5 protein-coding genes and 1 pseudogene are annotated in these 13,200 nt (G+C 49.4%); 4 read left to right on the top strand and 2 right to left on the bottom strand.

Translation table 11 applies throughout. The annotated features are described in order from the left end of the window. Nucleotides 1–8 precede the first annotated feature (8 nt). The gene (locus tag E5358_RS07695) at nt 9–1,601 is read right to left on the bottom strand and encodes a RagB/SusD family nutrient uptake outer membrane protein (RefSeq protein WP_135939652.1); all 1,593 of its coding nucleotides are present in this window, start codon (nt 1,599–1,601) and stop codon (nt 9–11) included. A gap of 21 nt (nt 1,602–1,622) precedes the next feature. Beyond that, the gene (locus tag E5358_RS07690) at nt 1,623–4,631 is read right to left on the bottom strand and encodes a SusC/RagA family TonB-linked outer membrane protein (RefSeq protein WP_135939728.1); all 3,009 of its coding nucleotides are present in this window, start codon (nt 4,629–4,631) and stop codon (nt 1,623–1,625) included. Between the two features lie 588 nt (nt 4,632–5,219). On the opposite strand from E5358_RS07690, the pseudogene E5358_RS07685 reads away from it, so the two are divergent. From E5358_RS07685 to E5358_RS07670, 4 genes and pseudogenes are all read left to right on the top strand, one after another. Then, nucleotides 5,220–6,261, top strand: a pseudogene (locus E5358_RS07685) (LacI family DNA-binding transcriptional regulator). 79 nt (nt 6,262–6,340) lie between these two features. Then, nucleotides 6,341–7,648 carry an SLC45 family MFS transporter gene (locus E5358_RS07680; protein ID WP_135939651.1) on the top strand — a complete coding sequence of 436 codons (1,308 nt, stop codon included), beginning with the start codon at nt 6,341–6,343 and terminating at the stop codon, nt 7,646–7,648. A 304-nt stretch (nt 7,649–7,952) separates the two neighbouring features. Beyond that, the gene (locus tag E5358_RS07675) at nt 7,953–10,637 is read left to right on the top strand and encodes a 4-alpha-glucanotransferase (RefSeq protein ID WP_135939650.1); all 2,685 of its coding nucleotides are present in this window, start codon (nt 7,953–7,955) and stop codon (nt 10,635–10,637) included. Nucleotides 10,638–11,048: 411 nt separating this feature from the next. Further along, nucleotides 11,049–13,187, top strand: a complete 2,139-nt coding sequence (locus tag E5358_RS07670) for a glycoside hydrolase family 97 protein (RefSeq protein WP_135939649.1) — start codon at nt 11,049–11,051, stop codon at nt 13,185–13,187. Nucleotides 13,188–13,200 lie beyond the last annotated feature (13 nt).

Genomic DNA, 13,200 nt, shown 5'->3' with positions numbered 1-13,200 from the left:
TTAAGGGATTAATAACCATTGTTCTGCGTGAGTTTAGGATTTGCATTCATATCCTCAGCAGGTATAGCATAGATGTCACGGTAAGCAGCGAAACTTGCGCCATTCTGTGCTCCACCTTTCCATTCCCACATGTACTTGTTACTGTGGAACATATCGAAGCGGATAAGGTCAGTACGACGGAAGCCCTCATAATAAAGCTCACGTGCACGTTCATCAATAATCTGGTTAAGCGAGTATGTCAACGATGTGCTGGCATGCGCACGGTTACGGATATCATCCATATATTTTGTACCTGTCGCTGTGGTCGTTCCACCGTTAAGACGTGCGTCAGCCTCAGCAGCGATAAGGTAAGCCTCAGCAGAACGCATCAGGAAATAGTCAGTGTCGATGAACTGTGAGCTATGGCCGGCACCACCTGTAGAATAAGTGTTGCGGAACTTGCCTACTGCGTAACCTGATGTATACTCGCTTGGAGTGGTGACAACAAGCTCACGATCTTTGCCGAAGAAGAGTGCGCGGTCGTCACCGGCAGCTATTGGCATGCTGTTAAGGTCTGTCTGTGGAGCGTCACCATTAGGGAAGAACTTAGCGACAAACTGTGAGCGTGCGCGGTTACCTGCCCAGAACTCCGTAGTATTAAAGTTTCCGTCAATATCCATATCAGCCTTCCATGTAGAAGCCATCAGGAACAGTGACGCACCCCAAGAAGTGGTAGTCTTGCCATCCTGAAGCAATGGCAGGATAGCCTCCTGTGAAGCACCGTTCTCACCATTGTCACCCATGAAGAGCATCTGGTAAGATGACCAACCATTGACACTTCCTGTCCAAAGTTTGTGAGGACCGTTGATAACCTTCTCAGCATAAGTCTGAGCATCAGCCCAACGAGCTGTACCGGTATACACCTCAGCATTCAGGTACATACGCGCAAGGAGCAGGTTTGCTGCATCCTGGTCAGCACGGCCGTAGCCTGTATCAGAAGACTTGCGTGCAACGGGAGTCTGCATCTGGTCCTTAACAGCAAGAAGTTCACCTTCTATCCAATTGAACAAGTCTGCACGCTGTATCTGCTCAGGTGATTCTGCGGAAATCTGTGTAGCAAAAGGCACGTTTCCAAAGCAATCCATCAGATAATAGTAATAGAGGGCACGAAGGAAACGGACCTCAGCCTCACGTGTGGCATCCACTCCGGCACACACTTCAAGATAGTGGTTGCAGTAGTCTATACCGGCATACAGGCGGTAATAGAATCCCTGAAGCATTGGATGCGAAGCGTCCCACTGGTTATAATTGAACTGAGGAATGCCGGTATCACCCCATGCGCATATAGCCTCGTCAGTCGGCAATTCGTTTGCATTCCAAAGCTGACGGACAAATCCAGTCGTGCCACCATCAAGACCGTCGATGTCACAATCGCCATTAGCTCCTGTATTACCTGCCAACGCCATGTTAGCATAGCATTTTGTATATAGGCCAGCCTCATCTACCGTGGAGATAGAACTTGGATCCTGAGGCTCCACATCAAGATAGTCGCAGGAAGCCAATCCCATTGTCAGCGCAATGGCAGAGACTGGAAGTATGTTCTTTATAAATTTAATATTCATAGTTGTTCTTCTGTTTAAAGATTAGAAATTAAGGTTCAGACCCATTGTGAATGAGATTGGGCGTGGGTAAACAGAACCAGCTATACCACCGAACACTTCAGGGTCAACACCTTCAAACTCTGTCCATGTGGCAACGTTTGTGGCTGTCAGATACAGACGGCCGCCAAGACCTTTGTAGTTGCCACCCTTGAAGAGGTTGTTGAATGAGTAGCCAAGAGTGATGTTGTCAAGCTTGATGAATGAAGCATTCTGTACGAACATGTCAGAGAGGACATGGTCATAAGTCTTCCAACCGTTCTCCACAGCCCATGGTGTAGAGTTCTGAGTGTAGCCGAAAGAAGAGTCATAGCGCTTATCGATATTCACGTTTCCTGCCTGGAAATCATTGTAGACATAGTTTCCGAAGCTGCCACGGAGAGAGAAGCCGAAATCCCAATTCTTGTACTGAAGACGTGAGCTGAGTCCTGCAAGATAAGGAGCTGCTGGACTCTTGTATATATACATATCTTCCTCAGAAATCTTTCCGTCAGCATTGCGGTCAACATAAACGCCCTCCAGCGGCTTTCCATTCTGGTCATAAACCTGCTGGTAAACCAGGAATGAAGATGCAGGATAACCAACAGTATGGACTTGGCAGGTATTACCTGTACCTGCAGAGATGCCACCTGTCTTGACCTTTGATGATTCGCCTGTCAGTTCTGTGATTTCGTTCTTGTTGTATGTGAAGTTAGCTGTCACCTCCCACTGCCAGTCCTTTGTCTGGATTGGGCGTACTGTGAGTGATGCCTCCACACCTCTGTTTTCCAACGAACCGATGTTTGAAGTCACCTGGTTACGGAAATTAGAGCCGGCAGAAACGTACGCTGTGTTGATAAGGTCGGTTGTCTTGCGGAAATAATAGTCAACGCTCGCTGTCACGCGGTTGCGGAACAGTGCGATGTCAAGACCTGCGTTCCAAGTCTCAGTGGTCTCCCACTTAAGATTCTTGTTATAAGCCTGTGGACGATAAAGGAGACCACTGTCATTGCCTACACCAGTGATAGGATAACGACCGTCAACGTTAGTGTTGTTGACATCATAGTTTGCGAAATAATTATAGTTTCCGATGCCATCCTGCTGACCTGTCTTACCCCAGCCAAGACGAATCTTTAACTCTTCCAGCCAGTTAGCATTCTTAAGGAAAGCCTCTTCGTTGACTTTCCAGCCAAGAGCCACGGCAGGGAATGTTGCCCAATGTTCAGCGAAACGTGATGAACCGTCGCGACGCACAGTTGCAGTAACCATGTAGCGGTCCCATGCGATATAGTTGAAACGTCCATAGAATGACTGCAGACGTGAGTGCTGCTTCCAAATACCGTTAGTCACATTATAGTCACCATTCACATCCGGGTTGATTCTTGAATAGCGGCTGTCACCTTCATAGCGGAGTTCACTCATCTCATAACCTGCCATGATGTCCACGTGCTGTGTCTTAAGGAAATCCTTGTAATACTGTGCATAAGCTGTACCGACAAGGTTGCGCTTCTTCTCGTAAGTGTAGCCGGTGCTTCCATAGTAGAAAGTCTGAGGGCTCCAAGGCTCAACGTCAGTCTTCTGAGTACCGTTAGCCCAATCGCCAGAAACGCCAACATGCAAGCGGAGGTCTTCAAAGCCATGAATCTGGTAGTCAGCCTCAACGTTCACCATATAGTCATAAGAGTTGGCACGGTCGTTCTTTCCATTAAGGATAGCGACAGGGTTCTTGCTGGCATTACTGTTCTGAGTGTAAGGATAGCCAGGAATGCCAAGCGCTGTACCGTCACTTGTCCATGTGAAATAATTATGGAAGTTGTCAAACTTAGAGTCGTAGCTTCTCACCGGCTGTGTAGGGTCGGTGCGAACAGCAGAACTCAGAGCCTCACCGTCAGCATATCTGCTGTGGGTATACATGAACTTAGCGTTCAGGTTAAGCTTCAGATGGTCATCAAGCAATGAAGGGTTGAGATTAAGATTAGCCGTTGTGCGCTGATAGTTTGATGTCTTTACCACACCATCCTGGTCTGTGAAACCTGCGCTGAAGCGGTAAGGCATGTTCTTCAGACCACCGGCAACGGTGATGTTGTGGTCAGAAGTTACAGCCGGGCGGTAGATTTCATCCTGCCAGTCTGTATCAGCATTGCCAAGCAGGTTCCATGCATCAGACCCCTCACCATAATAATTCTTCACGAAATCACGGTACTCTGCTGCATTGAGCACATCAACCTTCTTGTTTACAAATGAATAAGAGACATTGCCTGTGTAGGAAACCTGAGGAGCAGAACCTTTGCGTCCCTTCTTTGTGGTGATGATGATAACACCATTTGAGCCACGGCTACCATAGATGGCTGTCGCAGAAGCATCCTTAAGCACTGTGAAAGTCTCAATGTCATTAGGGTTAACCATTGCAAGAGCGTTAGGTGCACCCTTCACACCCTGGTTGTCGATAGCCATACCGTCAATAACGACAAGAGGGTCATTGCTGGCATTCAGTGAAGAACCGCCACGGATACGGATAGTAGCGCCGCCACCAGGAGTGCCGCCACCGGTAGTGACATTCACACCGGCAATCTTTCCCTGCATCATCTCTTGGGCAGAAGTAACAAGCGGCTTGTTCTTCTCGTCCGGCTTGATGGCTGTCACAGAACCCGTAAGGTCGTTCTTCTTTGCCACACCGTAGCCAATCACCACAACGTTCTCAAGCATTTTCGCATCGTCCTGCATGGTGATGACGAGGGAAGAGCCATTGACCGCCACCGTTGCAGGCTGATAGCCAACATACGACACAGAGAGCTTGCTGCCTTGCTCTGCATTAATACTGAAGTTGCCGTCAAAATCACTCACGGCACCTGCATTAGAACCTGCCACACGGATAGTGGCACCGATAATCGGTTCGCCTTGTGCGTCCTTTACATGTCCATTGACAGTAACCTGCGCAAAAGCCCCGACTGCCAGGAACAACCCTAATACAAGGGCTGCCAGCCTGAATGGAAGTCTGATGTCTGATTGCTTCATCATTACATTCATTAAATAAATTATTATTAAAAGTTAGTTAAACACTCTTTCTATCTTAAAATAGCCCTCTTGGGCACTGATTTCAGGTTTATGGTGCAAAAGTAGATGTTTTTCCACTAATTTAAGTTTTTTTTCTTACCTTTTGAGTTGTTTTCACAGGATTAACGATTGCACAACTTCTAAACTTGTTTTTAAGTATGTAAATGCCATTAATATTCAGTTTAATGGGTAACTTTGCAGTCAACAAACCTCAACAAGTCTGAAAAATCCTTGTCGGATTACCTGAAATTTACCTAATCAAGCCAAACAGTTTCCGATGAACAAAGCATACATATTATATATATAGCACCCATATATAGCACCACAGGTGGTTATGGAGGAAGTTCGTGGAATATGAAGCATGCGATGAGAAATGTTTCCCAGATTTCTTGCAAATGCCAAGAAATTTTCCGAATTTTGTAACAGAGTTGCGTCTGTGCCATGCCGCACTTTGCAACCAACTCCCACCGTCATGCGGACAATCCGCAAGAAGAACTGCTTTTATCTAACAAAAACAACCCACCCTGCCGGCAGGCGAAAGGAACGAAAATGAAAGAAAATGCCCAACTCACAATGAAGGATATTGCCAAGAAGTTCGGCGTATCGGTAACGACTGTGTCACGTGCCTTGAAGGATTATCCAAGGATAAGCCTTGAGAAGCGGCGCGCCATACAGCAGTATGCTAAGGAGCATAACTTCACGCCCAATGCCATAGCCGTGTCGTTGCACAACAGCAGAATCAAGCCAATGAAGGTCATCGGAGTGATTCTGCCGGAGTTCGTCCATTACTATTTCTCCTCTGTCCTTGCCGGCATAGAGTCCATGGCAAGCCGTCACGGCTACCGGATAATGGCAGCACAGAGCATGGAGGACTATGAGCGCGAAGTGCAGATATGCCAGTCGTTCCTTGAAAACAAGGTCTGCGGAGTCATTGTGTCACAGGCAAAGAACACAATGCAGTACGACCACTTCCAAAAACTCCTGGACAAAGGCATTCCGCTGGTGTTCTATGACCGCATCTGCACCGGAGTAAACGCCAACCGAGTGGTTGTCGACGACTATTGCGGCGCATTCAACGCCGTGAGCCACCTCATCGAGACCGGCTGCCGGCGCATAGCCTTCTTCGGTTCATCCATGACACTTGAAATCTCAAAGAACCGCTTCAACGGCTACAAGGATGCATTGCTGAAGCACGGCATAGAGATGGACAAAGACCTTGTCTGCTTCTGCGACAACCGTGCCGAAGCGGAGCGAATCACCCCCCCCCATTTTGTCTTCCGACAATCCGCCTGACGGCTTCTTTGCCGTGAACGACGACACCGCCATCGGAGCTCTTTATGCAGCCAAGAGAATGGGGCTGCGCGTGCCTGAGGACGTGGCTTTGTGCGGATTCACCAACGGCGACCGTGCCAAGGCATGCGAGCCGATGCTCACCACCGTTGACCAGCATGGGCAGAAAGTCGGTGAAGAAGCAGCGTCAATCATCATAGGCAAGGCTGAGAACACCATCCCTCCCGAGAAAGTGGAAAAGCGCATTGTAAGGACAAAACTCATAATACGCGGCACGACAAAACAGCCGGAAAAGGGATGACCCGGCAACGGAAAGCCACCTGAAAGCTACCTGAAAAAGATTTTACCCATAACCAATAACTAAAATAAATGATTATAAAATGAAAACAAGACCTGATTTGTCATTCAGCAAATTATGGAATCTGAGCTTCGGATTCTTCGGAGTCCAGATTGCCTACGCCCTTCAGAGTGCCAACATTTCGCGCATCTTCGCCACTCTCGGGGCTGACCCGCATTCTTTGAGTTACTTCTGGATACTGCCGCCGTTGATGGGCATCGTCGTGCAGCCGATAGTAGGAACATTGAGCGACAAGACATGGTGCCGCTTCGGACGCCGCATCCCCTACCTCTTCATCGGTGCCGCCGTGGCAGTGCTTGTGATGTGCCTCCTCCCTAACGCCGGCTCCTTCGGACTGGCGGTAAGCACCGCCATGTGCTTCGGACTGTGCTCGCTGATGCTCCTCGACACAAGCATCAACATGGCGATGCAGCCTTTCAAGATGCTTGTGGGCGACATGGTCAACGAGAAGCAGAAGACCCTCGCCTACTCCATCCAGAGATTCCTCTGCAACGCAGGCTCATTGGTGGGCTATCTGTTCCCATACATCTTCACAATCATCGGCATAAGCAACATAGCCGAAAAGGGTGTTGTGCCTGACTCGGTGATATATTCTTTCTACATCGGTGCCACCATACTGATACTCTGTGTCATCTACACCACCGTGAAAGTCAAGGAGATGCCGCCGAAGGAATATGCCGAATACCATGGTCTTGACAAACCTTTGGAGGATGAAAAGGTCAACTATCTCACGCTCCTCAAGAACGCTCCGTCGGCTTTCTGGACAATAGGACTGGTGCAGTTCTTCTGCTGGGCGGCATTCATGTACATGTGGACCTACACCAACGGAGCCATCGCCGAGACCTGCTGGAACACAACTGACGTAACGTCATGCCACTATCAGGAGGCAGGCAACTGGGTGGGCGTGCTCTTTGCCGTGCAGGCTATAGGCAGCGTCGTGTGGGCTATGGTACTGCCGATGATACGCAACCGCAAGGTGGCTTACTCCCTCAGCCTTGTCCTTGGCGGCATAGGCTTCTGCCTCGTGCCGTTCATCCATGACCAGCACGTGCTGTTTGTGGCTTATTTCCTTATCGGATGTGCATGGGCGGCAATACTTGCCATGCCTTTCACATTGGTGACAAACGCCCTCGAGGGCTACGGTCACCTGGGTGTCTACCTCGGACTGTTCAACGGAACGATATGCGTGCCGCAGATTATAGCCGCTGCATTGGGCGGCGTACTGCTTGAACTTGTCGGCAGCGCACAGGCCAACATGCTCTTCGTGGCAGGAGTGCTGCTGATGATTGGTGCTGCATGCGTGTTCATCATAAAGGAGAAAAGCAAATAACATAAGAAAATGTGACCGACAAATAACCGCACTTTGGCAAGCTGACCGTAAAGGTGCTCCAATACATTTGTAACCATATAGTTTTCAACAACTTACAAACCATCTTGCAAAAGGTAACGATTTACCCTGCAAAAGGTAACACTTTGCATGGTAAAAGGTAACACTTTACAAGGTGAAAGGTAACCTTTCGTTTTTTGAAAGATTACCGTCTGTTTTATCACTTGCATAAACACGATAAACAGACATGGGAACAATGGCTTGCAGACTGTGGTTTCACAACATAGATTACATAAAACCAACCATTATGAATATAGAGTTAAGATTGTCGTACAGGACAAAATACGGAGAGACATTGGTGGTCGACATAACCGATTCCACCGCAAAAAAGGCTGTCAGCCGGCATGCCATGTCCACATTGGACGGCTACAACTGGGCATGCAAACTTGACATGCCGTTATCACAGGGAGATTCTTTCGAGTACCATTACGCTGTCGTCTGCGACGAGAAGGTTCTGCGCACGGAATGGCTTGTGACGCCCCACCGCCTTGACTTGGCGGCGAAAGCCGACTGTTACCGTGTGGAGGATTCTTGGATTGACATGCCGGAGGACGCCCATCTGTACAGTTCCGCATTCACCGATGCTGTTGCAGGACAGCAGGTTACGGCATGTCCGCAGGTGGATTTCAGTAAAGCGTTATGCCTGAAAGTGCGCGCCCCACAGCTTAGCAAAGGGCAGCGTCTTGCGCTGATTGGCAGCGATGCCTCACTCGGAGCATGGGATGTGGCGGACGCACTGCCAATGACGGAACACTCTGCAAACGAGTGGGTTGCATGGCTTGACGCCTCTGCTCTCGCCGGCAACGACATTGAGTTCAAGTTTGTGGCACTCTCCGAGGAGAAGGACGGCATGCCTATGTGGGAGACCTGCTTCAACCGCACACTGTTTGTGCCGGAGATTGAGGACGGTTGCGCCCTTGTGCTCACCCTTTCACAGTCAGCAATGCCTGTATGTCCGTGGCGAGGAGCAGGCACAGTCATACCGGTGTTCTCCCTCCGCTCAGAGGGCAGCTTCGGTGTCGGTGACTTCGGCGACCTCAAAATGCTTGTCGACTGGGCTGCCAAGACCCACCAGAGCATAATACAGGTACTTCCGATAAACGACACGACAATCACCCATACATGGCAGGACTCTTATCCGTACAACAGTATAAGCATCTTTGCACTGCATCCGCAGTACACCGACCTTCGCCAGCTGCCACGTCTTGGCGATGCAGAGCGTCAGAAGCACTATGACGAACTTGCGAAAGAACTTAACGCACTGCCACAGATTGACTATGAGCGTGTCAACGAGGCGAAGATAAGTTTCCTCAAGGAACTGTTTGCAGAAACAAGCAAGAAGGTGCTGAAAAGCAAGGAGTTCGGCACTTTCTTTGATGCAAACAAGGATTGGCTTGTGCCTTATGCGGCCTTCTGCCATTTCAGGGACATGTACGGAACGGCACAGTTCAATGAATGGCCTGACCACCACAGCCTGTCGGACGAAGAGCGCGAGGAGTTTGCAAACCCTGCGACAAGGATGTATGCAGAGGCCTCTTTCTGGTACTTTGTGCAGTTTAACCTTGACAAGCAGATGCGTGCGGCACATGAATATGCACTTGCGAAAGGCGTAATCCTAAAGGGCGACATCCCTATCGGCATAAGCCGCGAGAGCGTGGAGGCATGGGTGGAACCGAAATATTTCAACCTCAACGGACAAGCGGGTGCTCCACCGGATGCTTTTTCTACCAACGGACAGAACTGGGGCTTCCCTACTTACAACTGGGAAGAGATGATGAAGGATGGTTGTTCATGGTGGGTGCGCCGCTTCAGCAAGATGGCGCAGTACTTCGACGCTTACCGCATCGACCACGTTCTCGGATTCTTCCGTATATGGGAGATACCAATCAACGCCGTGCACGGTCTGCTCGGGCAGTTCTCTCCGTCACAGGGCATGACGCGCGAAGAGATTGAAAGCTACGGACTTTGGTTCCAGGAAGACCTGTTCACAAAGCCTTTCATCACGGATTGGGTGCTCGAACGGATGTTCAATGAGCGTGCTCAGCATGTGAAAGAAATGTATTTGAACCGTTGCGGTGACAGATATGAGATGAAACCGGAATACGACACGCAGCGCAAGATTGAGGCTGCTTTCCATGGAAAGACATCCGTAGAAGAAACCAACCTGCGCAACGGACTATATGCTCTAATAAGCGACGTGCTGTTCCTGCGCGACCATAAGGACGCAAACCTTTATCATCCGCGCATCGCAGTGCAGACAGACTTCATCTACGAGTCACTGTGGGATTGCGACAAGGCTGCTTTCAACCGCCTGTATAATGACTATTTCTACCGCAGGAACAATGATTTTTGGTATCATGAGGCAATGAAGAAACTGCCGAAACTCACTCAGGCGACCCGTATGCTCGTATGCGCCGAGGACCTCGGAATGGTGCCGGAATGCGTCGCTCCTGTCATGAACGAGCTGAAAATCCTAAGCCTGGAGATTCAGTCCATGCCTAAAGACCCGGCTGTGGAGTTCGGCTACTTGTCACGCAACCCATACCGCTCTGTCTGTACCATATCGACCCATGACATGTCAACACTGAGACAATGGTGGGATGAGGACACGGAACGCGCACAGAAATTCTACAACACAATGCTGCAACATGGCGGTGCTGCGCCTCATCCGCTGCCGGGCTGGCTGGCAAACGACATCGTTGCGCGCCATCTCCACTCTTCGTCGATGCTCTGTCTGCTGTCATTGCAGGACTGGCTCGCCATAGACGAGGGACAGCGCCTTGCCGATGCTGATGCCGAACGCATCAACATTCCGGCTAATCCGCGCCATTATTGGCGTTACCGTATGCACCTGACGCTGGAGCAACTTATGGCTGCCGAGGAGTTCAACAACAGAATCTCGTCACTCATAATGGTAAGCGGCAGGCAGTAAAAAGGGGAATTTCGTAAAATGTGTAAACGTTTGCCGGAAACAACCGCATAGCGATTGAATATAGTAGCTCTGCCTTTGCAGTTACAGAGACTGATACGTATAAAGGAACCGCGTTAGCGGTGACAATATGGTAGCCGTGGGTAGCAACCCACGGAATCAATAATCCGTCAATGGCTACGACCGATTTATCGGTCGAATATTGGTTGTGGTTGTATCCTATTCGACCGATAAATCGGTCGGTTACAGAGACATTCTGCTAATCCCGTGGGTGCTACCCACGGCTACTTTCTTGTCACCGCTAACGCGGTTCCTGCAACTATGACTATGGGCGAACTTGGAGAATTCATGGATACATTTTACGGAAGAACCAAATAAAATGGAGTATTTTATTAATCTACAACTATTAACAATATGAATTATAGAAACATATTATTGGCGTTGTTGGCATCGCCACTTATGGCGACAGCCCAGACTGTGACATCGCCTGACGGCAATGTGGTGGTGAAATTCTCACTTGCCGACGGTGGAAAACCAACGTATGAAATGACTTACAAGGCTAAGGATGTGGTGAAACCAAGCGGTCTCGGACTGGAACTTGTGAAGAGCAAGCACGCAAGCAAGGGCATGAAGGAGACTGACCTCATGGATGGCTTTAAGGTGAAAGACACAAAAACCTCTTCATTCGATGAGACTTGGACTCCTGTATGGGGCGAGACACGCACCATAAGGAACAACTACAACGAGCTGGCTGTAACCCTTACACAGCCTGCAACAAAGCGTGACATCCTCATACGCTTCCGTGTTTATGACTATGGCATGGGACTTCGCTATGAGTTTCCGCAGCAGAACGAGCTGAACTATTTCATTATCAAGGAAGAACACACTCAGTTTGCAATGGCAGGAGACCACACTGCGTATTGGATTCCGGGTGATTATGACACTCAGGAATATGAGTATCAGATAACGAAGATGTCAGAAATCGGCAAGGTATTTGACAAGGTTTATGAGCGTTATGCCGACAACTCGTCTACCACAACGTTCTCAAAGACCGGTGTGCAGACATCACTCCAGTTGAAATCCGCTGACGGTCTGTACATCAATATCCATGAGGCGGCATGCCTGAACTACCCTACCATGCACCTCAATCTTGACCCTCAGACAATGACTTTTGAGTCATGGCTTACACCGGATGCCACCGGCAAGAAAGGCTACATACAGACTCCGTTCAACACTCCGTGGCGCACGGTGCTCGTAAGTGACGACGCACGCGACATGCTTTCATGCAAACTCACCCTGAATCTCAATGAACCTTGCAAGATAGAGGACACATCTTGGATTCATCCTACAAAGTATTGCGGTGTTTGGTGGAACATGATTGTCGGAGCAAAGTCATGGAGCTATACCAATGATTATCCTTCCGTGAAGCTCGGAATCACCGACTATGCCAAGTGCAAGCCTAACGGCACGCACGGCGCAACAAACGCAGAGGTGCGCCGATACATCGACTTTGCAGCGAAGAATGGTCTTGACCAGGTGCTTGTGGAAGGATGGAACGAAGGCTGGGAAGACTGGTTTGGTCATCAGAAGCTTGACGTGTTTGACTTTGTCACACCATATCCGGACTTTGACATCAAGGCTCTTAACGAGTACGCTCATTCAAAAGGCGTGAAACTTATGATGCACCATGAGACAAGCGGCTCTGTCATCAACTACGAGCGTCACCTTGAGGATGCGTTCAAACTTATGAACAAATATGGCTACGACGCTGTCAAGACTGGTTATGTCGGTGACATGATTCCACGCGGAGAGTATCATTACAGCCAGTTGATGAACAACCATTATCAGCATGTCATTGAGGAAGCTGCAAAGCATCATATAATGGTTAACGCGCATGAGGCTACACGCCCTACCGGCATCTGCCGCACATGGCCTAACCTTGTAGGCAACGAAAGTGCGCGAGGCACTGAGTATGAAGCGTTTGGCGGTAGCGTTCCGTACCACACAGTGATGCTTCCGTTCACACGTTTGCAGGGAGGTCCGATGGACTACACTCCGGGAATCTTCGAGACACAGCTGTCATCATGGAGCGAAAACAAGAGCTTTGTCCACACCACTCTTTGCGGTCAGCTCTCTCTTTACCTTGTGATGTACAGCCCGTTGCAGATGGCTGCCGACCTTCCTGAGCATTATGAGAAGTACGATGACGCATTCCAGTTCATCCGCGATGTGCCATGCGATTGGGACGACTCTAAGTACCTTGAGGCAGAACCGGCACAGTACATCACCGTGGCACGCAAGGAAAAGGGCAAGGACAACTGGTTTGTGGGCGGCAAGACAAACGCTGACGCACGCACGGCTGTCGTGAAACTTGATTTCCTTGACAAGGGTCGCAAGTACGAGTGCACACTGTACAAGGATGCGGAGAATGCCGATTACGAGAAGAATCCTAAGGCTTACACCATCACACGTCGTACCGTGAAGAAGGGCGATGTTATCAAAGTGAAGGAAGCGCGTGGCGGCGGCTTCGCCATGAGCATAATGGCAAAATAATCATTTACAGGAA

Source organism: Palleniella muris (genome assembly GCF_004792655.1).
Classification (GTDB): domain Bacteria; phylum Bacteroidota; class Bacteroidia; order Bacteroidales; family Bacteroidaceae; genus Prevotella; species Prevotella muris_A.
This window is presented reverse-complemented; position numbering and strand designations above follow the sequence as displayed.